Genomic DNA, 24,012 nt, shown 5'->3' on the forward strand with positions numbered 1-24,012 from the left:
CCATGAAGATTTTAATGGCCACCATGGGTCTGGACATCGGCGGCGCGGAGACCCACATCGTGGAGCTGGCCAAGGAGCTGAAGCACCGGGGACACGAGATCGCCGTCGTGTCCAACGGCGGCGTCTATGTCCCGGAGATCACCGCCGCCGGTATCCGGCATTATGAAGCCCCCCTGCACCGGCGCACCCTGTCCGACATGCGCCGGTCCCTGACCGTCCTGCGGGAGGTGATCCGGACCGAGAAGCCCGACGTGGTCCACGCCCACGCCCGGATCCCCGCTTTCCTCTGCGGACGGCTTCAGAAATCCATGGGCTTCCCCTTCGTCACCTCCTGCCACGGCGTGTACCAGGTCAGCGGCGCCCTGCGCCTGCTGTCCAACTGGGGGGACCGGACTCTGGCAGTCTCCGAGGACATCCGGGACTACCTGATCCGGCAATACAACATTCCGCCCCAGCACATCACCCTCACCATCAACGGCATCGACACCGACAAATTCTCCCCGGAGATCTCGGGCGAGGCGGTCCGCCGGGAGTTCCAACTGGGGGACGCCCCCGTGGTCGGGCATGTCAGCCGTCTGGACGCGGAGACCGCCCTGACCGCCCGGCAGCTCATCGAAAGCGCTCCGGCCCTGGACCGGGCCTTCCCCGGCGTCCGCATCCTCATTGTGGGCGGCGGAACGGCCTATGAGGAGCTTCTCTCCCGGGCCCGGGAAGTCAACCGGACCATGGGACGGGACTGTCTGGTCCTCACCGGCCCCCGCACCGACGTGAATCTGTTGGCCGCCGCCTGCGACCTCTTCGTGGGCGTGTCCCGGGCGGCGCTGGAGGCCATGGCCGCCTGCCGTCCGGTGATCCTCTCCGGGGCCCAGGGCCACACCGGCCTGTTTACCCCCGACCTGCTGGACAAGGCGGTGGACACCAATTTCTGCTGCCGCACCGACCCCGCCGCCACCCAGGCACAGCTGCTGGCCGACGTCACCGCCGCCCTGTCCCTCCCCGCCGGGGAGCGCGAAAAGCTGGGCCAATACGGCCGGAGCGTGGTCCAGCAGCACTACTCCGTCCACCGCATGACCGACGACTGCCTGTCCGTCTATGACCAGGTGCGCCGCCGCCGTCACCGGGTGGTGATGAGCGGCTACTACGGCTTCTCCAACGCCGGGGATGACGCCATTCTGGAGGCCATCAAGCAGGCCATCCACGAGGCCAGCGACGACGTGGCCGTCACCGTCCTGTCCAACGACCCGGAGCTGACCCGGAAGCAGTACGGCATGGACGCCATCCCCCGGTTCCGGGTATGTAAGGTCTTTTCCGCCCTGCGCCGCAGCGACGCCCTGCTGTCCGGAGGCGGCAGCCTGCTTCAGGACACCACCTCCACCCGGTCCCTGCTCTACTACCTGTCCGTTATCCGCTGCGCCCAGTGGCTGGGCAAGCCGGTGATGCTGTACGCCAACGGCATCGGCCCCGTCCGCCGGCCCGCCAACCGCCGGCGGGTGAAAAAGGTGGTGGAGCGGGCCACTCTGGTCACCCTGCGGGACCACAGCTCCGCCCGGGAGCTGGCCGACATGGGGGTGTCCCGCCGGGACCTCCACGTCACGGCCGACCCGGTGTTCCACCTCTCCCCCGCCCCGGTGGAACGCGGACAGGAGCTGCTCCAAACGGCTGGCCTGACCCCCGGCGCCCCCTTTGTGGCCGTGTCCGTCCGGGACTGGCCCAACACCGGAGACTTCTGCCGGGAGCTGGCCCGGCTGTGCGACCACCTGCGCCGTGCCCACGGAATGGAGGTACTGTTCCTCCTCATGCAGCCCAGCCGGGACCGGGCCGCCGCCCGGCAGGTCCAGGGGCTGATGAAGGAGCCCTCCTTCCTGCTGGACGAGCCCTGCACCCCCCGGGAGCTGATGTCCGTTTTGGGACAGGCCCGCCTGTGTCTGGCCATGCGGCTGCATACGCTGATCTTCGCCGCCCGGATGGCGGTGCCCTCCATGGGCCTGGTATACGACCCCAAGGTGGACAGCTACCTTCAGGAGCTGGAGCTGCCCGCCGCCGGCCATGTGGACTCCTTCGACGGGGACGAGGCCATCCGCCGGGCAGACGCCATGATGGCCGACTACGACACCGTTCTGGCCCGTCTGCGGCAAAAGTCCGCCCAGCTGACCCAGGCCGCCCGGGAAAACGAACGGCTGCTGCTGGAGATGCTGGAGCAGCATGAGAACTGACGCCCAACCCAGGCCGGTCTTTGACCGGCCTGGGTTTTCTGCTGGCCGGCAGGCAGCCCCGGCGGCCAACGCGCTCTGCCCGGTTTTTGGAGGCTCCCGGCTCCTGTGTGATCCCCGGTCCCTTCTGATTGCGGCGCGCGGAGGCCTCTCCGCCAAAACTCCTGGATGCGTCCCTCTCCTTCCTACAAAAAATTTTCTATTTTTTTGAAAAGGGGCTTGACTCTTGTCGAAAAGCTGGTATAATACATGTTGCTGTCCGCGATGACCGTAGGCAGCACTGCGATGGAGTAGTATCGAAGTGGTCATAACGAGCACGACTGGAAATCGTGTGGCCGTCAAAAGCGGCCCGAGGGTTCGAATCCCTCCTACTCCGCCAAAATGAGACCCCCCGAAGCCTCAACGGTTTCGGGGGTTTTCCTTTACCCGGACTGCATATTCCGCATAGGATTTATTAGGGGTGAAAACGATGGGTCACTTCGCAAAAGAATTTCAAAAGGAATCTCATTCCATGCGTGGTATTCTTTGGATTATGACAGCCGGACTTGGATTTTGTATGCTGTTCCAAACCGGCGAGGCATGGCTGACCGCAATGATCGTTGTTCTCTTCATTCTCTCTCTGTTGTGGTCCATCTGGGCCAGCTTCACTCCAAAAGATTGACTTCCGCCCTCCCCCGAGGGCGGTTTTTTATTGCCCATTTCTTGATTTCGCCTCACAGGCGGAGAACTCCCGGATGATCTCCTGCCATCTGTCCCGGTCCTCAGGCGTTTTTTACGTCAGAGATGGTACGGCGCAGGCAGCCGCACAGCCGTGTGGGGGGGCGGCTGGGACTTCGCAGCGCCCTCCATTCCCGTCACGCCGCCCCTCTGACGGTCACCATTCCGGACCTCCGACAGGTTTTCAGCTATTTTCTCACCACTTTCCCCTTGCCAGTAGGGGAAAAAAGCAGTATAATAGTGATGTTGCGTTATGAGCCGGATAAGGCAAATCCGCAAAGCGGTTGCGAATCCCGGTCCACGGAGGTAACAGTTATGGTAAAAGCGATCGTAGGCGCCAACTGGGGCGACGAGGGCAAAGGCAAGATCACCGACATGCTGGCGGAGCAATCCGACGTGGTCATCCGCTTTCAGGGCGGCGCCAACGCGGGCCACACCATCATCAATGATTATGGCCGGTTCGCCCTCCACATCCTGCCGTCCGGCACCTTCTATCCCCACATCACCAACATCATCGGCAACGGCGTGGCACTGGACGCCAAAAAGCTGGTGGCGGAACTGAAGTCCATCACGGACCAGGGTGTTCCCGCCCCCAACCTGATCGTCTCCGAGCGTGCCCAGCTGCTGATGCCTTATCATGTGCTTCAGGATGCCTATGAGGAGGAGCGTCTGGGCGGCAAGGCCTTCGGCTCCACCAAGAGCGGCATCGCCCCCTTCTACTCCGACAAGTACGCCAAGATCGGCATCCAGGTCTGCGACCTCTTTGACGAGCCCCGTCTGCGGGAGCGGCTCACTGCCGCCGTGGCCATCAAGAACGTGCTCTTCGAGCACCTGTACCATAAGCCCGCCCTGGACGTGGACGAGCTGATGGCCCAGCTGCTGGAGCTGCGTGAGGTCATCCGCCCCTATGTGGGCGACGCGGTGGGCTTTGTCCACGACGCTCTGAAGGCCGGCAAGACCATTCTGCTGGAGGGCCAGCTGGGCTCCATGAAGGACCCGGATCTGGGCATCTTCCCCATGACCACCTCCTCCCACACCCTGGCCGGCTTCGGCTGTGTGGGCGCCGCGGTGCCTCCCACCGCCGTGGAGGACGTGATCTGCGTCACCAAGGCCTACTCCTCTTCCGTGGGTTCCAATAAGGAGCCCTTCGTCAGCGAGGTCACCGGCGAGGACGGAGACGAGCTGCGCCGCCGCGGCGGTGACAAGGGCGAGTTCGGCGCCACCACCGGCCGTCCCCGCCGTGTGGGCTGGTTCGACGCTGTGGCCACCAAGTACGGCTGTATGGTCCAGGGCGCTACCCAGGTGGCTCTGACCTGTCTGGACGTGCTGGGCTATCTGGACGAGATCCCCGTGTGCACCGGCTATGAGATCGACGGCCAGGTCACCGACAAGTTCCCCACCACCCCTGCGCTGATGCGGGCCAAGCCTGTGTTCACCACTCTGCCCGGCTGGCGGTGCGACATCCGGGGCTGCAAGGACTATAACGCCCTGCCTGAGAACGCCAAGGCCTATGTGGACTTTTTGGAGGCTCAGATCGGCTACCCCATCACCCTGGTCTCCACCGGCCCCAAGCGCGATGAGATCACCCACCGCGCCTCCAAGCTGTAATACGACTATCCACCACGCCGGGTGCCACAGTGTGGCATCCGGCGTATGTACGACCGCACTTCCCTTCCCCCACATCAAGGAGAACCAGCTCATGAAAAAACGACTCGCTTCCCTTCTCGCCCTGCTCCTCACCCTCGGCCTCTTCGCCTCGCCCGCCGCGGCGCTGGAGGTGGAGGACGCCCGGGACCTGCTCCAGAAATACTATGTGGACGAGATCCCGGAGGAGATCTTGTCGCTGGAGTCCCTGGACCAGATCCTGGCGGCTCTCAACGACCCCTACACCGTCTATCTGTCCGCCGAGGAGTACCAGAGCTTCCTGTCCTCGGTCAACGGCGAGGCGGTGGTGGGGATCGGCGTCTCCATCCAGACCGCCTTTGACAGCGGCTTTCGCATCATGTCCATCCTGCCCGACTCCCCCGCCCTGGAGGCCGGTTTGGAGGCCGGAGACCGGATCGTGGCGGTGGACGGCGTCACACTGACCGAGGGCTCCGACGTCCGCTCCATGATCTCCGGTGCGGAGGGCACCTCCGTCACCATCACCGTGGCCCGTCAAGCCGACGGCGCCCTGAGGGACTACACCCTGGTCCGCCGCGCCGTGGTCATCCCCATCGTCACATATGACAAGTTGGACAACGCCGGCCTCATCGACTGTCTCAGCTTTGGCGACAGTACCGTGGATACCATTCAGGAGGCCCTGGAGTCACTGGACCAGGACGTGTCCGTCTGGATCATGGATCTTCGCAGCAATCCCGGCGGTACCAGCGAAGCCGCGGCCGGCTCCGCCGGTCTGTTCGCGGGCGGCGCCATCATGGTCTATTTCCGGGACTCTGCGGGAAACTATAACTACGTCTTTACCCGCTCCTCTTTCCCCGATCTGACCGACAAGCCCCTGATTATCCTCACCAGCCCCCACTCCGCCAGCGGCTCGGAGCTTTTTGCCGGCGCGGCCCGGGACCACGGCTTCGGTATTGCCGTGGGACAGCGCACCTTCGGCAAGGGCATCGCACAGGTCATCTTCGACGAGAGCAATACCGGCGGAGATATCTTTGATGGCGACGCGCTGAAGATCACCACCTACCGCTTCTTCTCCCCTGACGGCACCACCAACCACATCGTAGGGGTCCTCCCCACTCTGATGCTCTCCCCGGAGAACACCGCCGCGGCCGCCCTGCTGCTGTCCGGCAAGGAACCCCGTATCTCCCAGCGGGAGGACTATCTGAAGCTGGAGCTGAACGGCTTCTCCTTTTACATCGACCTGGACCGGGCCATGGAGAAGGAAAACCAGCCCGCCTTTACCGAGCTTTTGGAATCCCTCCCCCCCGCCTTTTCCGCCCTTTACCGGGGGAATGGGAACTGCTGGCAGGCCGTCTCTCCCGAGACCGCGACCCGGGAACTGGGGCTTCCCTATGCCAGCCGCTGCCCCTTCTCCGATCTGACCGGCGAGCCGGCTCTGGAGGAGCAGGTCGCCACTCTGGCCAGCTATGGCCTGGTCTCCGGCTATGAGGACGGCACCTTCCGCCCCCAGGAGACCATCACCCGGGCGGAGTTCTGCGCTCTGCTGGCCAACGCCCTGAATCTGCCCGCCGGCAGTCAGGCCCCCGCCTTTTCCGACACCAGCGCCGGCGCCTGGTACGCCCCCTATGTGTCCGCTATGGCCTCCAAAGGCTTTATCGCCGGCTATGAGGACGGCACCTTCCGGCCTGACGACACCATCACTTACCAGGAGATCGTTACCATCCTCTCCTCCGCCTCCGCCTGGATCAGCATGGACGGCTATGAACTCAGCCAGCAGCCGCTGACCATCGGGGATTGGGGCAAGTTCCATGACTTCGCCCTCTGGGCCCAGGTCCCGGCACGGAACCTGACCGAGCTGGGCGTCACTCTGGACCTGTCCCAGCCCTCCGCTCCCGCCGACCGGGGACAGGCCGCGGGCCTACTGTATCAGCTGATGGACGTCACCCACCTGTTCTGGTGCGGCGCCTCTCAAAATTCGTAACCTAATTATGGAAAGGAACTGACCATTTTATGACTAAAGTTGACATTATCTCCGGCTTTCTCGGGGCTGGCAAGACTACCCTGATCAAAAAGCTGCTGGACGAGTCCTTCAAGGGCGAGAAGATCGTCCTCATCGAAAACGAGTTTGGTGAGATCGGCATTGACGGCGGCTTTCTGAAGGACGCCGGCGTGGAGATCACCGAGATGAACTCCGGCTGCATCTGCTGCTCCCTGGTGGGCGACTTTGGTACCGCTCTGAAGCAGGTGCTGGTCGACTACGCCCCCGACCGTATCGTCATCGAGCCCTCCGGCGTGGGCAAGCTGTCCGACGTCATCGCCGCCGTGGAGCGGGTCCAGAAGGACACCCCCGACCTGCATCTGAACAGCTTTGTCACCGTGGTGGACGCCACCAAGGCCAAGGTGTATATGAAGAATTTCGGCGAGTTCTTCAACAACCAGGTGGAGCACGCCTCCGCCATCCTCCTGTCCCGGACCCAGAAGATGGACCAGGGCAAGCTGAACGCCGCCGTCCATCTCCTGCGTGAAAAGAACGCCAAGGCCGCCATCCTCACCACTCCCTGGGACCAGCTCACCGGGGCCCAGATCATTGCCGCCATGGAGGGCGGCCACTCCCTGGCCCAGGAGCTGATGGAGGAGATCGAGCACCAGCACCACCATGAGCACGACGAGCACTGCGACTGCGGCTGCCATGACCATGACCATGAGCACCACCATCACGACCATGAGCACGACCATGAGCACGACCATGAGCATGAGCATCATCACGACCACGATGAGCACTGCGACTGCCATGATCACCACCACGAGCACGAGCACCACCATGACCATGAGCACGACCATGATGCCTGCGGCTGCGGCCACCACCACACCCAGGAGGAGCTGGACGCCATCCACGCCGAGCTGGGCTGTGAGGGCGCCTGCAATGACTGCGACCTGTGCGACAGCTGCCTCCACTCCACCATGCACCATCACCACCACGCCGACGAGGTGTTCACCTCCTGGGGCCGTGAGACGCCCCGGAAATACAGCCGTGAGGAGCTCCAGGACATTCTGTCCGTTCTGGCCATGAGCGAGGACATGGGCATCATCCTCCGCGCCAAGGGCATGGTGCCCAGCGAGGAGGGCGAGAGCTGGCTCCACTTCGACCTGGTGCCCGGCGAATTCCAGATCCGGGAAGGCGGCGCTGACTACACCGGCCGCCTGTGTGTCATCGGCTCCGATCTGAAGGAAGCGGAGCTGGAAAAACTGTTCCTGCTGGCGTGAGGTGAATGAGGATGAAAGATTCCCGTATCCCCCTGTACCTGATCACCGGCTTTCTGGACAGCGGCAAGACCACCCTGCTCACCGACACGCTGAACATGGACTACTTCAACGACGGCCAGCGCACCGTTCTGCTCATGTGCGAGGACGGCGAGGAGGAGTATGACCAGCAGCAGCTGTCCCACCGTAATTGCCGTCTGATCCCCATTGAGAGCCAGGAGCAGCTGAATACCGCTTTTCTCCAGGAGATCGACCGCCGCTATCAGCCCGAGCGGGTGTTGATGGAGTACAACGGCATGTGGCCCATCCAGATCCTCCGGGACCTGAAGCTGCCCAAAAACTGGGGTCTCTATCAGGCCATTGACGTCATCGACGGCACCACCTTTGAGACGTACCGGAACAACATGCAGTCCATGATCATCGACATGGTCACCGAGGCGGACATGGTCCTCTTCAACCGCTGCACCGCCGACATGCCCATGTCGGGCTGGAAGCGCTCCATCCGGGCGGCCAACCGCATGTGTGAGATCGTCTTTGAGGACGACCGGGGCGAGGAGCTGGAGGTGGAGGACATCCTCCCCTACTCCCTGGAGGAGCCCCACATCACTCTGGAGGACCCGGATTACGGCATTTGGTATCTGGACATTCAGGAGCACCCGGAGCGCTATGTGGGCAAGACCATCACCTACAAGGCCCAGGCCATGACCGGGATGCGGCTGCCCAAGGGCTCCTTCGTCCCCGGCCGCAACGCCATGACCTGCTGTGCCGAGGACATCCGGTTCTTTGGCTTTTTGTGCAAGTACGACAAGGTCCGGTCCCTGAAAAAGGGCGAGTGGATCACCGTCACCGCCGAGATCAAATGGGAGGAGGCCGCCGTCTACGAGGGCGAGGGCGTTGTCCTCTATGCCCAGAGCGTGGAAAAAGCGGAGCGGCCCGAGGACCCTCTGGTCTATTTCAGATAAAGACACAAAAAAGTTCCCGGCACAACGTGCCGGGAACTTTTTTGGCTTTGATTCAGAAAATACTCAGATACATCCGCTTGGACAGGCGTTCCAGCACCTGGATGCCCGCCAGACTGTTGCCCTTGGAATCCAGGCCGGGTGAGAAAATGCCGATGCCCATGCGGGTGGGCACCACGGCCATGATGCCGCCCCCCACGCCGCTCTTGGCGGGGACGCCCACGTTGACGGCGAAGTCGCCGGAGCCGTCGTACATGCCGCAGGTCATGAGGATGGCGTTGACATAGTTGGCGTAACGGCTAGGGAAGATCCGCTCGTCGGATTGGGGGTGCTTGCCCCGGTTGGCCAGGACGAAGCCGATATTGGCCAGATCCTTGCTGTTCACCGAAATGGAGCAGGCCTTGAAATAGCAGTCCAGCACCTCTTCCACATCGTCCTGGAGCAGACCGTAGCTCTTCAGCAGGAAGGCCAGGGCACGGTTCTTGTTGCCCGTCCGCTTTTCCGAGAGATAGACCGCCTCGTCCAGCTGGATGTCCGGGTTGTTGGCCAGCTTCCGGGTCAGCTCCAGCAGGCGCTGGAAGCGCTCGTGATAGTCCGCACCCTTGAGCAGGCTGCACATGGCGATGGCCCCCATGTTCACCATCGGGTTCAGATGGTCGCTGAGCAGGGTCTGGTCTGTGACATTAATGGCGTCAAAGGGTTTGCCGGTGGCCTCCACACCTACCCGGGCACGGACGTACTCCTCCCCATTGTCCATCAGCGCCAACAGCAGCAGAATGGGCTTGACCACGCTCTGGATGGTGAAACACTTCTGATAGTCGCCTGCCTGGTAATGTCTTCCGTCGCTGCGGAGCACATAGATGCCAAGATCGTCGCGGTTGCCCTTTGCCAGCTCCGGAATATAGGTGGCCACCTGGCCCTTCTGCGTGTAGGGACGGCACTCCTCCAACAGCTGCTCCAGCAGTTCTTCCATATCAAGTCCCTCCTTGGACCTTTTTTCCGGGACCCCATTGTCCCTCAAAAATATTGTATCTTATCCCCGGAAGAATGTCAAATAACAGAGAAAAAGGGGGCTGCCGTATATACGGCAGTCCCCTTTTTGTGAACAAAACGGATCAGGCAGCGGCTCGGACTTTTTTCCACTTCTTCACGTTGATGAGGAGCATCAGCGCGATCACGGCCAGACCGGCGATATCGGTCATGGTGCCGGGGACAAACATCAGCAGACCTCCGGCCACAAAGACCGCCCGCTCCAGCAGATTCAGCTTCCACAGCAGCCAGCCCTGGAAGCCCATGGAGATGACAACGGTACCGATGAGGGCGGAGATACACACGGAGATGATCTCCATCGGAGTGCCCCGGAGCAGCAGCGCCTCGCTGTAGCAGAAGGCGAAGGGGGCGATAAACCCGGCAAAGCCCAGCTTACAGGCCTCCACAGCGGTGGTCATGGGGCTGCACTTGGCCAGACCGGCGCCGGCGTAGGCGGCCAGAGCCACAGGAGGCGTGATGGCGGACAGGCAGGCGAAGTAGAACACGAACAGGTGCGCGGTAAGCGTCTCCAGACCCAGGGTCACCAGCGAGGGCGCCAGGATGGAGGCGGCGATGACGTAGGCGGAAGTGGTGGGCAGGCCCATGCCCAGGATGATACAGGCCATGGCGGTAAAGACCAGAGACAGGAACAGGTTGCCGCCGGCGGCCTTGATCATCATGTCGCCGAAGACCACGCCGATGCCAGTCAGGGAGGTCATAGCCACCACGATACCGGCGCAGGCACAACCCATGACGATGGACATAGCGCCGAAGCCGGACTTCACCATAGAGGTGATGATGTGCTTGGGACGGAACCGCTTCTTCTTGTCAAACAGCATGACAATGGGAACGGCGGTGGACGCGTACAGGGCGGAGCGCAGGGGGGACAGCTGAGCCACCAGCAGGCAGTAGATCAGCACGCCGATGATGACCAGATAGATCCAGCCGTCCTTCAGCACATCCCGGGCTCTGGGAATATCCTTGGGGTCCACCTTCTCGATCTCCGCGATCTCAGACTGGGAGACCACGGCGGTGCCGGCGCCGATGAAGTACAGCAGAGCGGGCACCACGGCGCAGATAACAATGGAAATGTAGGGCTCATTGGTAAAGGCGACCATCAGGAAGGCGCCCGAACCCATGACCGGGGGCAGGATCTGACCGCCGGTGGAAGCCACGGACTCCACGCCGCCGGCAAAGGGGGCTTTGTAGCCACGGGACTTCATCAGAGGGATGGTAAAGGTACCGGTGCCCACCACGTTGGCCACGGCGGAGCCGTTGATGGTGCCCATCAGAGCGGAGGCCACCACGGCGGACAGAGCCGCGCCGGAGCGGATCTTACCTGTCAGGGAGAAGGCCATGTTGTTGATGAAAGAGCTGGCCCCCGACTGCTCCAGGAAAGAGCCAAACATGACGAACATGAAGATGACCGTGGCCGACACGCTCATTGTGGTACCGAAGATACCGTCCAGGTCGGTGGCCAGGAACTGGAAGATGCGGGTCCAGGAGTAGCCCCGGTGGGCAATCGCCAGCGGCAGATAGGGACCAGCCAGGGCATACCCGATAAAGATCAACGCCAGGATGGGCATGATCCAGCCCAGGCAGCGGCGGGTGGCCTCCAGCACGATGAACAGCAGCAAGGCGCCGGCCAGGGTCGCCATAGGCGTGACCACGCCCAGGCGGTCGGAGATCTTGGAGACCTCGTCCTGTGCCATGAAGACAGCGGCCCAGACCGCCACGATCAGCAGCACGTCCAGGATGCGGGAGAACACCGCGAAGGGCTTGACGTGGGCGAATTTTTTCTTGAAGAAGTGCTCATGCAGGGGATTGGCCAGCAAAACGATGGTGATACCAAAGGCCAGATGGTAGCCGCGCTGCTGTACATAGGACAGCTGGCCCAGATAGCCGGTAAAAATATGAAACAGGCTCATGAGGATGGCGACCAGAGAGGCTGCCTTGATAAACGGCGAGCCCTTCCCCTCCTCCAGTGTTTTGGCGGCGGCCAATTCACTGTCAAGGCTGGTCACATCAATTTCCTTGACCTTTTTTTCCTTAGCCATATAGTTCTCCTTTAATTCCACAAATGCGGTAAGCTATAAAGAAACTGTTAAATCCTCCCATTACCCCGTACTGCCGTTTGAGCAAATACTCAAACGGCAGTACGGCACAAGGCTTGACACTATTTTAGCTTCGAGACCGCAGCCTATTACTTCAGCATGCCAGCGTCCTTATAGTAATTGGCAGCGCCGGGGTGCAGCTCGATGGGCAGATCGTTGCAGATGAAGTCGGGGTCCTTCATGGAGGTCATGGAGGCGTGGGCGGCCACCAGATCGTCCACGTGGGTGGCGATGGCCTCGGCAAAGGCGTAAGCGGTCTCATCATCCAGGCTGGCGTTGACGCAGACCAGGCACTTCACGCCGAAGGTAGCCACGTCCTCAGTCTGGCCGGGGTAGGTGTTGGCGGGGATGACGGTCTTGTAGTAGGAGGGGTTGCCCTCGATGACCTTATCCAGCTCCTCATCGGTATAGCCCAGGAACACGCAGTCCTTGGTCTGGGCCACAGACAGCTGGCCGCCGATGGGCACGCCGGCGAAGCCGTGGGAGGCGTCGCGGACACCATCGCCAACCTCGTTGGCGCCGTCGCCCAGGCCCAGGTTGACCTTCTCAGCGGGCTCCACGCCGCAGGCGGCCAGACCGGCCAGACCGGCGATCTCAGTGGTGGAGGCCTCAGGACCCACGGCGACGTTCTTGCCGGCCAGGTCATGGACCATGGTCAGGCCGCTGTCCTTCAGGGCGATCCAGTTGGACAGGGAGGCGTACACGGCGCACAGGGCGCGGATGTCGGGGCAGGCCTGGCCTTCAAACTTGCCCTTGCCCTCAACGGCCTGCAGGGCGGTATCGCCGGCGATGGTGGCCAGCTGGACGTTGCCCTGCTGGATGTTCACGCAGTTGGCGGGAGAGCCCTTGGAGGTCTCAACGTTGACCTTGAAGCCGGGCACATTGTCGTTGATGACGGAGGCCACGCCGGCGCCCACGGGATACATGGTGCCGGTAGAATCGGCGGTTCCGATGGTCAGGATCTGAGTCTTTCCGGAGGGGGCCGGAGCCGCACTCCCGGAGGCAGCGCCGCCGGAAGCCGCACCGCCGTCAGTCTTGCCGCCGCAGCCAGCCAGGCAGGTCAGCAGCATCGCAGAAGCCAGAAGGGTCGCAAACACTCTTTTCATACTCTTTTACTCCTTTTTTCCCAAAATTTTGGTTCGTACCTTGTAATGGGCAACGAGTTCAGCACCGTCCCTCCCATGGACGGCCGGAAGCCGCGCGGCTCCCCGAATTTACACACCATTCAATTAACACGGCAAATTATACTATATTTATTTGCCTCCCGCAACAAAAAACCATTTCGATCCAAAAACTTTGTCAATCCTCACAAGGAACCTTTCCCGATTGCGAATGTTCCGCCTTCCAGACGCGGCTGGAATTTCCAAGGAAATTTTCCATAAAATAGATATTTTCGTTTCGTTCTTCCCATGGGCAAACTGTTTTGTCCCGAAAAATTACCTATTTTTCTTTTCTATGCCGTCCCATTTCCAATTTTCAGATCGTTGTGATTTTGACGAAAACACAGGTAAATTTCTGTTGAAATCAACCAGTCTCCGCTGTCTCGCCTGTGTTCTCCCCTCATGGACCTCCTCAGCCGCCAAACTGGTTCCAATAGCCCATGACAAAGATGAACAGCACGATCAGGGGCAGGATATAAGTCACATAGAACCGCACGCCCTTGGGGAACATCAGGCCATGGCCCGTATTGGCCTCCGCCAGAAAATGATCCCAGCCCCAGCCCTTTTTGCTGACACAGAACAGCACAAACAGCAAAGAGCCCAGGGGCAGGATGTTCTGGCTGACCAGAAAGTCCTCAATGGTGGAGATGTCCATACCCAGAACGGTAAAGCCGGACCAAAGGTTAAAGCCAAGGGCGCAGGGAGCGGACAGGAGCAGGATGGCCACAAAGTTGACCAGCACCGCCTTTTTCCGGCTCCAGCCCAGCAGATCCATGGAGAACGAAATAATATTCTCAAACACGGCGATGATGGTGGACATGGCGGCAAAGGACAGGAATACGAAGAACATGGTCCCCCACAGCCGTCCCATGGGCATCTCATTAAAAATATTGGGCAGGGTGATGAACACCAGCGAGGGACCGGTGCCGGGGGCCACCCCGTAGGCGGAGCAGGCGGGGAAAATAATCAGTCCCGCCACAAAGGCCACGAAGGTATCCAGGGCGCAGATCCGCAGGGCCTCGCCGCCCAGGGAGTGCTCTTTGCCAATGTAGCTGCCGAAGATGGTAATGGCGCCGATGCCCAGAGAGAGGGTGAAGAACGCCTGGCCCATGGCGGCGAAGATGACCTCTCCCAGGATCCACTTTCCATCGGCGTCGTACACCAGATTACGGAAGTTGGGCTGAAGGTAGAACCGCAGTCCCTCTCCGCCCCCCTCCAGGGTCAGGGAACGGACGGCCAGCACCAGCATCAGCGCCAGCAGGCACAGCATCATGGGCTTGTTGACCTTCTCCACGCCGTTTTGCAGGCCCCGGAGACAGACCGCCATACCCAACACGATGACGATGGTCATAAAGAGCAGCATGGTGATGGGCTGGCCCATCAGACCCCCAAACTCTCCGGCCACGCCGTCGGCATTCAGGCCCACAAAGTCGCCCTTCGCCATCTTGATGCAGTAAAGCACCAGCCAGCCGGCAATCACGGTATAGAACATCATCAGCAGATAGTTGCCGGCAAAGCCCACCCAGCGGTAGCAGTGCCACTTGGAGCCCTTGGGCTCCAGCACATCGAAGGAACGGGCGATGCTGCGCTGGCTCCCCCGGCCCACGGCCAGCTCCATGACCATGACGGGCAGACCCAAAATCACCAGGAACATCAGATATACCAGTACGAAAGCGGCGCCGCCGTATTGCCCGGTAATGTAAGGAAAGCGCCAGACATTGCCCAGTCCGATGGCGCATCCCGCCGAGATCAGCAAAAATCCCAGGCGCGAGGAAAATGTTTCTCTTTTCTCCATTCGGAGAACCTCCTTTTTCTATCCAGCCGGCCCAAGGCCGTGCATTTTACAACGGGTCCATTGTACTAAAATTTTCCCTGACGGTCAACCATTCTGTCAAGGATTGCCCGATTCTGGCACCGATTGGTCTTGTTCCCCCTTTTGGAATATGATATAGTATGTTAATGAGAAAAAGAGGATCAGGCGGCGGTCGGCCGCTGTCGATCCTGTAAATTTTGAGAAAAGGAGGAGTCTGATATGCCCGACATCACCGCCATCGGCGAGATTCTCATTGATCTGACCCAGATCGGGACCGATTCCCAGGGGGTCGGCCTGTTCGCGGCCTACCCCGGCGGCGCTCCCGCCAACGTGGCAGTGGCCGCCGCCAGACTGGGGGCCTCCTGCGCTTTTCTGGGCAAAGTGGGCCGGGACGGCTTTGGGGATACCCTGATCCGCACCCTCCGGGACAACGGCGTGGACGCTGACGGCGTCTGCCGGGGCGACCTGCCCACCACCATGGCCACGGTGACCGTCTCCCCCCAAGGAGAGCGGTCTTTCCGGTTCCTCCGTGGCTCCGACCAGACGCTGGATACCCGGGAAGCGGAGGACCACCTGCCGGAGCATACCACCTTTCTCCACTTCGGGTCCGTCAGTCTGACCGCCGGGCCGTCCCGTTCCGCCACCATCTTTGCCGCCCGGCAGGCCCGGGCCAACGGCGCTCTCATCAGCTTTGACCCCAATTACCGCCCCGCCCTCTGGCCCTCGCAGGAGTCCGCCGTTGAATGGATGACCCTCCCCCTGCCCCTGGTGGACATTATCAAGCTGTCCGATGAGGAGCTGTCCCTGGTCACCGGCACGGAGGATCTGGAGATAGGCTGCCTAGCGCTGGCCCGCAAGGGCATCCGTCTGGTCCTGGTCACCCTGGGCGCCAAGGGGGTCTTTTACCGCTGGCACGGGAACACAGGCCTGGTCCCCGGCGTTCCCGTCCAGGTGGCCGACACCAACGGCGCCGGCGACACCTTCCTGGGGGCGGTCCTCAGCCGGCTGGCACGGCGGACTCCAGGGCCTTTGGAGGGCCTCTCCCTCGCCGAGCTGGAGGAGATCCTCTTCTTTGCCAACCGGGCCGCCGCCCTGACCTGCTCCCGCAGCGGAGCCATTCCCGCCATGCCAACTTTGGCCGAGCTCAGCTACCCGGAGACATTCGCATCAGGAGGCGTATCACTGTGAAGGAATTTTCCTATACAATTACGAATCCCGTAGGAATTCATGCCCGTCCGGCCGCTCTTTTGGTGGAGACGGCCAGGGGGTTGACCAGCGCGGTCACCGTTCGGAAGGGGGAGCGCTCCGCCTCCGCCGACCGGCTGATGGCGCTGATGCTCCTGGGCGTGGTCCAAGGGGATCAGGTCACCGTCACGCTGGAGGGGCCGGAGGAGGAGCAGGACGCCGCCCTGCTGGAAGCCTTTTTCCGGCAGAACCTGTGACCGTGCTCCGGGAGGTATGCGCATGGAACTGATCACCGGCCGTCCCATCTCCCCCGGCATGGCTGTGGGACCCATTCATATTCTTCAGCGGGACGGGGAGCAGGCCTCCCCGTCCTCTGCGTCCACCATACCTCAGCGGGAGCTGGAGCGCTTTCATCTGGCCTGCCGCCAGACGGCGCAAGCCCTCCGTACCCAGGAGGACAGCGCCCGGACCCAAGCGGGCCAGACCGGAGCCGACATTCTCCACATCCATGCCATGCTGCTGGAGGACCCGGACTTTCTGGAGGCCGCCGAGGCGCTGATCCGCGGGGGAACTCCCGCCCACCAAGCCGCTCTGGAGGCGGGCCGGTGCTTCGCTGCCGCCTTTTCCGCTCTGGAGGACCCCTATCTGCGGGCCCGGTCGGCGGATGTGACAGAGGTGGCACAGCAGGTGGCCGACCATCTGACCGGGCGGCAGGAAGACCCTCTGCCCCCCTCCCCCGTCCTGCTGGCAGCGGAAGCTCTGGCCCCGGGCCAGCTGCTGCGTTGGGGCAAGGAGCGGCTGTTGGGACTAATCCTGACCGCCTGCACCCCCACCAGCCACACCGCTATTCTGGCCCGGACTATGGGGCTGCCCCTGATCGTAGTCCCCACTCTGTCCCAGAACTGGCAGGGCCAAAGGGCCGCTCTGGACGGGTCCGCCGGGCAGCTGTGGCTGGACCCGGACGAAGCTGTTCTCGACCGCTTCACCGCGGCGCAGGCCAGCTGCCAACCACCGGATCAGCTGGCCACCCTGCCGTCTGTGACCCAGGATGGCCGTAAGGTGATCTTACTTGCCAATATAGGAGGCCCAGCGGAAGCGTCCGCCGCTCTGGAGCAAGGCGCCGAAGGGGTTGGACTGTTCCGCAGCGAATTTCTCTTTCTGGATTGGGAGCGTTGTCCCGACGAGGAAACCCAGTTCGCCCTCTACCGTCAGGCGGTCCAGGCCATGGCCGGACGCCGGGTGGTCATCCGCACACTGGACGCGGGGGCGGACAAGCCCCTCCCCTATCTGGACCTGCCTGCCGAGGAGAACCCCGCATTGGGCTGCCGGGGCATCCGTCTGTCCCTGGCCCGCCCCGAGCTGTTCCGTCCCCAGCTGCGGGCCATCCTCCGCGCCGCCGTCTACGGCCCCGTCTCTGTCATGTTCCCCATGGTGTCCGCTCCCCAGGAAGTGATCCGGGCCAAGAAGCTGCTGGAGGAGTGCCGCCGGGCTCTGGAGGCGGAGGGGACTGCCGCCGGCCCCCTGGAGATCGGGGTCATGATTGAAACCCCCGCCGCCGCCCTGATGGCTGACCAACTGGCCCAGGAGGTGTCTTTCTTCTCCATCGGCACCAACGACCTGACCCAGTACACCCTGGCCGCCGACCGGCAGAGCGCCGGCTCCTACGACCCGCACCACCCGGCGGTGCTGGAACTGATCCGAATGAGCGTGGAGAGCGCCCACCGCCACGGCTGCCGGGCAGCCGTTTGCGGCGAGCTGGCTGCCGACCTGGAGATGACCGCCCAGCTGCTCCGCCTGGGGGTGGACGAGCTGTCTGTCTCCCCCTCCACCCTGCTCCCCCTGCGGCGGCACATCCGGCAGCTGAATCTGAACTGAAAGCCTTCTGACACAAAAAAGTCCCCGCTCAAGCGGGGACTTTTCGCGTCCTTTTAATCCTTTTCCTTCAATGCGACCTCGGGCATCAGCTCTTGGCCCACCACCTGGAGCATCCGGTCCAGCTGGCTGGCCTCCTCCGGGGTAAACCGGTTCTTGATCCGGTCCATGACCTCCTGGAGGTAGTTGCTGCTGATGTTGTAGTAGTCCATATACTTCTGAGTGGGACGAAGATGATACTCCCGCCGGTCCTTGGGGGACTGGATCTTCTCCACATACCCCTTCTGGATCAGGCTGTTCACCTTATAAGCGGCGTTGGGGGAAGAAATATGGACGAAGGAGGCAAATTCATTGATGGTGGGCTCCTTCAGCGCCAGGATGATCTCCATGCAAAAGGTCTCCACCGCCGTCAGCGTAGCCTCCCGGCTTTGAAACCGGGAAAAGATCTCCTGGTAAAAATGAAGCTTGAATTTGGTGTACACCTCAGCAAAGCTATCCTCCAGCAACGTTCTTCCTCCCTCTCCGGCCGATCTCCCATTTGGAGCCGCCCTTCTCCTTGTCTTGAAACCAGTATACCAAAAGTTTGACCGTTCAGCAAGGGGAGGCAGGATTTTCCGTCAGCGCGAAGGTCAGCTCCGCCTTGCAGACGGTCTTTCCGTTCACCGCGGCGGTCGCGGTGCCAAAGCCCACCGGTCCACGCTGGGCGGTGAGCTCACATTCCAGCTCCAACACGTCGCCGGGGCGGACCTGCCGCTTGAAGCGGGCGTTCTTGATGCCGCCGAAGAGTGCCAGCTTGCCCCGGTTCTCCGGCACGGTGAGGATGGCCACCGCCCCCACCTGAGCCAGCGCCTCTATGATGAGGACTCCGGGCATCACCTTATAGCCCGGGAAATGGCCCTGGAAGAAGGGCTCATTGGCAGTCACGCACTTGAGGCCCCGGGCGCTCTGTCCGGACTGGCAGTCGGTGATCTTGTCCACCAGCAGGAAGGGGTAGCGGTGGGGCAGCAGGGCCTCGATCTGGTCGATGTTCAGTTCCATCCCGTCACACCTCCCATTTTCTCAGGACAATGGCGGCATTGTGGCCCCCGAAGCCCAGGGAGTTGGACAGGGCGACCCGAATATCCGCCTTACGTCCCTCATTGGGCACAATGTCCAGGTCGCAGGCCGGGTCCGCTTCCCGGTAACCGATGGTGGCGGGGACGAAGCCCTCCTTCAGGGCCAGTGCGGTGAAAATGGCTTCCACCGCGCCGGCGGCCCCCAGCAGGTGGCCGGTCATGGACTTGGTGGAGCTGACCAGCAGTTTCTGGGCATGACCGCCGAAGGTGCTGTGGATGGCAGCCGTCTCGCAGGCGTCATTCATGGGGGTGGAGGTGCCGTGGGCGTTGATATAGTCCACCTCCTCCGGGGCGATCCCCGCGTCGGCCAGGGCCTGCGTCATGCAGGCGGCGCCCCCCGCCCCGCCGGGCGCGGGAGCAGTGATGTGGTGGGCGTCGCAGTTGGCGCCGTAGCCGATGACCTCGGCGTAGATTTTGGCGCCCCGGGACTTGGCGTGCTCATACTCCTCCAGCATCAGGACGCCCGCTCCTTCCCCCATGACGAAGCCGGAGCGCTGGGCGTCAAAGGGAATGGAGGCCCGGGCCGGGTCCTGACTCTCGGTGAGTGCCTTCATGGAGGTGAATCCGCCCATGGCCAGGGGGGTGATGGCGGCCTCGGCGCCGCCGCACAGCATTACCTCGCCATAGCCGTCCCGGATATGGCGGAAGGCGTCGCCCAGGGCGTTGGTGCCGCCGGCGCAGGCGGTGACCACGCAGGAACACATGCCCCGGAAGCCATAGCGGATGGCGGCGTGGCCGGCGGCCATGTTGGAGATGATCATGGGGATCATAAAGGGGGACACGGAGTCAAATCCCCGGGCCAGGCCCCGTTCATAGGCCTCCCCCACCGTTTCGAAGCCGCCGATCCCGCTGGAGATGAGGACGCCGCAGCGGTCCAGATCCTCTTTCTCCAGGTCCAGGCCGCTGTCGGCCACGGCCTGATCGGCAGCAATGAGGGCAAACCGGGTAAAGGGGTCCATCCGCTTGCTCTCCCGCTTGCCCAGCAGGCCGTCCACGTCCAGATTTTTCACCTCGCCGACCAGCTTTACCTTCTGGTTGGCGGTGTCGTAACGGGTGATGGGGGCGATGCCGCACTTGCCCGCCTTCACCGCCTCCCAACTCTCGGCCACTGTGTTGCCGATGGGGTTCACCGTGCCCATGCCGGTGATGACTACTCTGCGCTTTTCCATCTTCTTCACCTCGTCAAACGGCCATGCCGCCGTCTACACACAGCACCTGGCCGGTGATATAGGCGGAATCCTGTTCCGCGAAAAAGGCCACCGCCCGGGCCACGTCCTCCGGGGCACCGGGGCGGGCCATGGGGATGGTGGACAGCATAGCCTCTCTGGCCTTCTCGGGCAGAACGGCGGTCATATCTGTGTCGATGAAGCCGGGGGCCACGGCGTTGACGGTGATCCCCCGGGCGGCCAGTTCCTTGGCCGCGGACTTGGTCAGGCCCAGGATGCCCGCCTTGCTGGCGGCGTAACTGGTCTGGCCCGGGTTACCCCGCAGGCCCACCACGCTGGACAGGTTGACGATCCGGCCGAAGCGCTGGCGCATCATCAGCTTGGAGGCGGCCTTCATGCAGAAGTAGGCCCCTTTCAGGTTTGTGTCCAGAGTCTGTGTAAAGTCACTTTCCTTGGCGGTCATCAGCAGACCGTCCCGGGTGATCCCGGCGTTGTTGACCAGGATGTCCAGTTTACCGAAGCGGTCCTTCACCGCCTTCACCAGCTCCTCACAGGCCTCCGGTTGGGACACGTCGGCCCGGAAGGGCTCCGCCTCCGCCCCAAGGGCACGGCAGGCCTCCACGGTCTCCCGGGCCGCCGCCTCATTCCCGGCGTAGTTGACGGCCACAGACGCCCCCCGGCAGGCCAGCTCCAAACAGATAGCCCGGCCGATCCCCCGGCTTCCGCCGGTGACCAGAGCCACAGATCCCTTCATGGTCATAGGTCTTCTCCTTTCAGCGCCGCCGTCACCCGCTCAAAGTCGTCGGCGGTGTCGATGTTGTAAGTCTTGATGGAGGGGGCGGTCTTTTTCACAAAGGAGGACAGGGTCTTGCCCGGCCCGATCTCCACGATGGTATCCACCCCGTCCGCCTCCATGCGGCGGATAGTGTCCTCCCAGTAGACGGAGGACTGGACCTGCCGCTCCAGCAGTGCGGGAATGGACTCCTCCTCCGACTTGGGCGCGCCCTTGCAGTTGAAGTAGACAGGCATCTCCATTTTATGGAAGGAAATGGTCTGAAAATGCCGGTTCAGCACGTCTCCCGCCGGCTTCATCAGCCGGGTATGGAAGGGGCCGCTGACCTTCAGAGGCATGCAGCGCTTGGCACCCAGCTCTTTGGCGATCTCGCCTGCCCTGTCCACAGCGGCCCGCTCGCCGCCGATGACCAGCTGGCCGGGACAGTTATAATTGCAGATCTGGACCACACCCAGCAAAGAAGCTTCGTCACAGGCCTGCTGGAGCTTTTCCCGGTCCAGCGCCAAGACGGCGGTCATACCGCAGTCCAGACCGGCGGCGGCCTCCTCCATGGCCCGGCCCCGGAGGGCGACGGTGCGGATGACGGTGTCCCGGTCCAGTACCCCGGCGGCATACAGGGCGGAGTACTCCCCCAGAGACAGGCCCGCCGCCGCCTGGGGATAGACGCCCCGCCGGTACAGCAGGTCGGTAACTCCCACGGCGAAGGCCACCATGCAGGGCTGGGTATACCGGGTCTGGGCCAGCTTCTCCTCCGGTCCCTGGAAGGACAGCTCCTTCAGATCGAAGTCGGCAGGGGCGCTGTTGAGGACGGTACGGAAATCCGGATACCGCTCATAAAAGTCCCGGCCCATGCCCACTTTCTGGCTTCCCTGGCCGGCGTATACGAACGCGATCATACTGAGGCGTTCCTCCATTCTTCCATAATTTGATCCATCTGGGCCCGCACCGTGGACATGCTGGTGACGTCTTCCACATGGGCGCCGCAGAAAAACAACCCGTTTTCCCAGTCCCCCCGGTGGGCCGCGACCAGGGCCCTGGAGATACAGTAGGGGGCATTCCCCGGGTCGCAGGCCGCCAGACAGCGGATACACCGCTCCGGCTTGGGCTGGACGCCCGCCTCCACCCGCCGGATCAGCGGACTGTGAAGGGCCCGGCCGGGCAGCCCCACGGGGCTTTTGACAATGACCACATCCTCGGACGTGGCCTTCAGCAGGGCCTGCTTGTATCCCTCGCTGGCGTCGCACTCCTCGGTGGCGATGAACCGGGTGGCGAACTGCGCTCCCGCGGCGCCCTCCTTCATGTAGCGGGCCATCTCGCCGCCGTTACGGACGCCGCCGGCCACAAAGACCGGGATGTCCCGCCGGTATTTCTCCTGAAAGGGCGCCAGGGCCTCCCGCACCTCCCGGAGCAGGACGTTGAGAGACTTGGGCCGTCCGGCCTGGGCCTGGCTGGCCTCTTCCGGGGAAAAGCCCAGGTGCCCTCCCGCCAGGGGGCCCTCCAGCACCACAAAATCCGGGACCCTGTGGTAGCGGCGGTCCCACACCTTACAGATCAGTCCGGCGGCACGGCCGCTGCTGACTACCGGGGCCAGGGCGGCGGGGTTTTCCGGCACCTCGGCGGCGATGGCGGGCAGATCCATGGGCAGGCCCGCGCCGCTGACCACCGCGTCCACCCCGGCCCGCAGGGCGGTACGGATGCTGTCGGCATACTGGGTGGTGGCTACCATGGCATTGACCGCCACCAGTCCCGCCCCCTTGGCCATTTCCCTGGCCCTTCGGACCTGTCTGGCCAGAGCCCGCAGGTTGGCTTCCCTGGGGTCCCGGTCAAAGTCCGGTTCCTGGAATCCGCAGGCGGCTGTGGAGATGGTCCCCATCCCGCCGCAGGCGGCCACGGCCCCTGCCAGCCGGTCCAGACTGACGCCCACGCCCATTCCGCCCTGCAAAATGGGCAGGGGGAGGGTCTTGCTCCCGATCGTTACCGCCATGTCTCCTCCGCTGTCTTTAAAACAGACGTTCCATCCCGGTACAGCTCCTCCAGGATCTGGCGCAGGGGACGGATCTCATGGAGCATTCCCGCCACCTGGCCGGCCATGAGGGAGCCGGTTTTGGTGTCGCCCTCAAAAACCGCCCGGCGCAGGGAGCCCAGCGTATATTTTTCCAGCTCCATCTTGTCGGCGCCGGCCCTCTCCCGGGCCAGGTACTCCCGGGCCATCTTGTTTTTCAGAATACGGACGGGAGCTCCCACGGAACGGCCGGTCACGGTGGTGTCGCTGTCCTTGGCTTTCAGCAGGGCCTGCTTGTAGTTGTCATGGATGGGACACTCCTCGCTGACCAGCAGGCAGGTGCCGATCTGAGCGCCGCAGGCCCCCAGGGCGAAGGCGGCGGCCAGCTGCCGTCCGCTGGCAATACCGCCGGCGGCGATGACGGGCAGGTCGGTCATGTCACAGACCTGAGGCACCAGGGCCATGGTGGTCAGTTCCCCCACATGGCCGCCGCTTTCCGTGCCCTCGGCGATGAAGCCGTCCACACCCAGGGGGGCCAGACGGCGGACCAGCGCGGTGGCGGACACCACAGGGAATACCTTGATGCCGGCCTCCTTCCAGGCGGGGACAAACTGGCTGGGGACGCCGGCGCCGGTGGTGACCACCTTTACGCCCTCCTCTACCACAACTTTGGCCATTTCGGGGGCAGCGGGGTTCATGAGCATAATGTTGACGCCGAAAGGCCGATCCGTCAGCTCCTTGCAGCGGCGGATGTGCTCACGCAGCATGTCGGCGTTCATTCCGCCCGCGCCGATGAGGCCCAGGGCCCCTGCGTTGGACACGGCGGCGGCAAACTCTCCGGTGGCGATGTTGGCCATGCCGCCCTGGATCAGTGGGAACTCAGTCCCCAGCAATTCGTTCAGCTTCATAATTTTTCTCCTTACGGATGATTCCGTTGGTTGAATGAGTGGACGGTAAATTTTAGTTTATGGATGTATTATGGGGCGTCGGGGA

20 protein-coding genes and 1 tRNA gene are annotated in these 24,012 nt (G+C 62.7%); 10 read left to right on the plus strand and 11 right to left on the minus strand.

Going from position 1 to position 24,012, the window contains the following annotated elements:
* Positions 1 to 2 precede the first annotated feature (2 nt).
* The 7 genes from csaB to I6E39_RS06645 all read left to right on the plus strand — a co-directional run bounded on the left by csaB (position 3) and on the right by I6E39_RS06645 (position 8,773).
* A complete protein-coding gene (gene csaB / locus I6E39_RS06615; RefSeq protein WP_235380819.1) occupies positions 3 to 2,213 on the plus strand; it encodes a polysaccharide pyruvyl transferase CsaB in 2,211 nt (736 codons plus the stop codon).
* 284 nt (positions 2,214 to 2,497) lie between these two features.
* A tRNA-Ser gene (locus tag I6E39_RS06620) sits at positions 2,498 to 2,589 on the plus strand.
* A gap of 90 nt (positions 2,590 to 2,679) precedes the next feature.
* Positions 2,680 to 2,871, plus strand: a complete 192-nt coding sequence (locus tag I6E39_RS06625; protein WP_235380820.1) for a hypothetical protein — start codon at positions 2,680 to 2,682, stop codon at positions 2,869 to 2,871.
* A 371-nt stretch (positions 2,872 to 3,242) separates the two neighbouring features.
* Positions 3,243 to 4,535 carry an adenylosuccinate synthase gene (locus I6E39_RS06630; protein ID WP_235380821.1) on the plus strand — a complete coding sequence of 431 codons (1,293 nt, stop codon included), beginning with the start codon at positions 3,243 to 3,245 and terminating at the stop codon, positions 4,533 to 4,535.
* Positions 4,536 to 4,626: 91 nt separating this feature from the next.
* Positions 4,627 to 6,531, plus strand: coding sequence for a S41 family peptidase (locus tag I6E39_RS06635; protein WP_235380822.1), 1,905 nt, complete (start codon positions 4,627 to 4,629; stop codon positions 6,529 to 6,531).
* Between the two features lie 29 nt (positions 6,532 to 6,560).
* On the plus strand, positions 6,561 to 7,814 hold the full coding sequence (locus I6E39_RS06640) for a CobW family GTP-binding protein (protein WP_235380823.1): 1,254 nt from the start codon (positions 6,561 to 6,563) through the stop codon (positions 7,812 to 7,814).
* Positions 7,815 to 7,825: 11 nt separating this feature from the next.
* Positions 7,826 to 8,773: a TIGR03943 family putative permease subunit gene (locus tag I6E39_RS06645; RefSeq protein ID WP_235380824.1), complete on the plus strand. Its 948-nt coding sequence runs from the start codon at positions 7,826 to 7,828 to the stop codon at positions 8,771 to 8,773.
* Between the two features lie 52 nt (positions 8,774 to 8,825).
* Here I6E39_RS06645 and glsA read toward each other — a convergent pair whose 3' ends face one another.
* The 4 genes from glsA to I6E39_RS06665 all read right to left on the minus strand — a co-directional run bounded on the left by glsA (position 8,826) and on the right by I6E39_RS06665 (position 14,868).
* Positions 8,826 to 9,743 carry a glutaminase A gene (gene glsA, locus I6E39_RS06650; RefSeq protein ID WP_235380825.1) on the minus strand — a complete coding sequence of 306 codons (918 nt, stop codon included), beginning with the start codon at positions 9,741 to 9,743 and terminating at the stop codon, positions 8,826 to 8,828.
* A gap of 142 nt (positions 9,744 to 9,885) precedes the next feature.
* Positions 9,886 to 11,856 carry a TRAP transporter permease gene (locus tag I6E39_RS06655; protein ID WP_235380826.1) on the minus strand — a complete coding sequence of 657 codons (1,971 nt, stop codon included), beginning with the start codon at positions 11,854 to 11,856 and terminating at the stop codon, positions 9,886 to 9,888.
* Positions 11,857 to 12,002: 146 nt separating this feature from the next.
* A complete protein-coding gene (locus I6E39_RS06660) occupies positions 12,003 to 13,019 on the minus strand; it encodes a TAXI family TRAP transporter solute-binding subunit (RefSeq protein ID WP_235380827.1) in 1,017 nt (338 codons plus the stop codon).
* A 466-nt stretch (positions 13,020 to 13,485) separates the two neighbouring features.
* Positions 13,486 to 14,868, minus strand: a complete 1,383-nt coding sequence (locus I6E39_RS06665) for a sodium-dependent transporter (RefSeq protein ID WP_235380828.1) — start codon at positions 14,866 to 14,868, stop codon at positions 13,486 to 13,488.
* Positions 14,869 to 15,105: 237 nt separating this feature from the next.
* Between I6E39_RS06665 and I6E39_RS06670 the strand changes: the two genes are divergently transcribed.
* The 3 genes from I6E39_RS06670 to ptsP are packed head-to-tail and all read left to right on the plus strand — an operon-like array spanning position 15,106 to position 17,946.
* Positions 15,106 to 16,074 carry a carbohydrate kinase family protein gene (locus I6E39_RS06670; RefSeq protein ID WP_235380829.1) on the plus strand — a complete coding sequence of 323 codons (969 nt, stop codon included), beginning with the start codon at positions 15,106 to 15,108 and terminating at the stop codon, positions 16,072 to 16,074.
* Positions 16,071 to 16,328, plus strand: a complete 258-nt coding sequence (locus tag I6E39_RS06675; protein ID WP_235380830.1) for an HPr family phosphocarrier protein — start codon at positions 16,071 to 16,073, stop codon at positions 16,326 to 16,328. The genes I6E39_RS06670 and I6E39_RS06675 overlap by 4 nt, the downstream gene beginning before the upstream one ends.
* Before the next feature lie 22 nt (positions 16,329 to 16,350).
* Positions 16,351 to 17,946, plus strand: a complete 1,596-nt coding sequence (gene ptsP / locus I6E39_RS06680) for a phosphoenolpyruvate--protein phosphotransferase (protein WP_235380831.1) — start codon at positions 16,351 to 16,353, stop codon at positions 17,944 to 17,946.
* 53 nt (positions 17,947 to 17,999) lie between these two features.
* Here the strand turns inward: ptsP and I6E39_RS06685 are convergent, their stop codons facing one another.
* The 7 genes from I6E39_RS06685 to I6E39_RS06715 form a co-directional block, all read right to left on the minus strand.
* On the minus strand, positions 18,000 to 18,449 hold the full coding sequence (locus I6E39_RS06685; protein ID WP_235380832.1) for a MarR family winged helix-turn-helix transcriptional regulator: 450 nt from the start codon (positions 18,447 to 18,449) through the stop codon (positions 18,000 to 18,002).
* Between the two features lie 85 nt (positions 18,450 to 18,534).
* A complete protein-coding gene (fabZ, locus tag I6E39_RS06690) occupies positions 18,535 to 18,981 on the minus strand; it encodes a 3-hydroxyacyl-ACP dehydratase FabZ (RefSeq protein ID WP_235380833.1) in 447 nt (148 codons plus the stop codon).
* A gap of 4 nt (positions 18,982 to 18,985) precedes the next feature.
* Positions 18,986 to 20,227 (minus strand): beta-ketoacyl-ACP synthase II, encoded by a 1,242-nt coding sequence (gene fabF / locus I6E39_RS06695; protein ID WP_235380834.1) that lies wholly within the window; start codon positions 20,225 to 20,227, stop codon positions 18,986 to 18,988.
* Between the two features lie 13 nt (positions 20,228 to 20,240).
* Positions 20,241 to 20,984, minus strand: a complete 744-nt coding sequence (gene fabG, locus I6E39_RS06700; RefSeq protein ID WP_235380835.1) for a 3-oxoacyl-[acyl-carrier-protein] reductase — start codon at positions 20,982 to 20,984, stop codon at positions 20,241 to 20,243.
* Entirely contained in the window at positions 20,981 to 21,913 is a 933-nt protein-coding gene (gene fabD, locus I6E39_RS06705) for an ACP S-malonyltransferase (protein WP_235380836.1), read from the minus strand. The genes fabG and fabD overlap by 4 nt, the downstream gene beginning before the upstream one ends.
* Positions 21,910 to 23,001, minus strand: coding sequence for an NAD(P)H-dependent flavin oxidoreductase (locus tag I6E39_RS06710; protein WP_235380837.1), 1,092 nt, complete (start codon positions 22,999 to 23,001; stop codon positions 21,910 to 21,912). Before I6E39_RS06710 ends, fabD begins: the two co-directional genes overlap by 4 nt.
* Positions 22,992 to 23,927 (minus strand): nitronate monooxygenase, encoded by a 936-nt coding sequence (locus I6E39_RS06715; protein WP_235380838.1) that lies wholly within the window; start codon positions 23,925 to 23,927, stop codon positions 22,992 to 22,994. The genes I6E39_RS06710 and I6E39_RS06715 overlap by 10 nt, the downstream gene beginning before the upstream one ends.
* Positions 23,928 to 24,012: the final 85 nt, after the last annotated feature.

This window comes from Pseudoflavonifractor phocaeensis (assembly GCF_021531375.1).
GTDB classification, from domain to species: domain Bacteria; phylum Bacillota; class Clostridia; order Oscillospirales; family Oscillospiraceae; genus Lawsonibacter; species Lawsonibacter phocaeensis_B.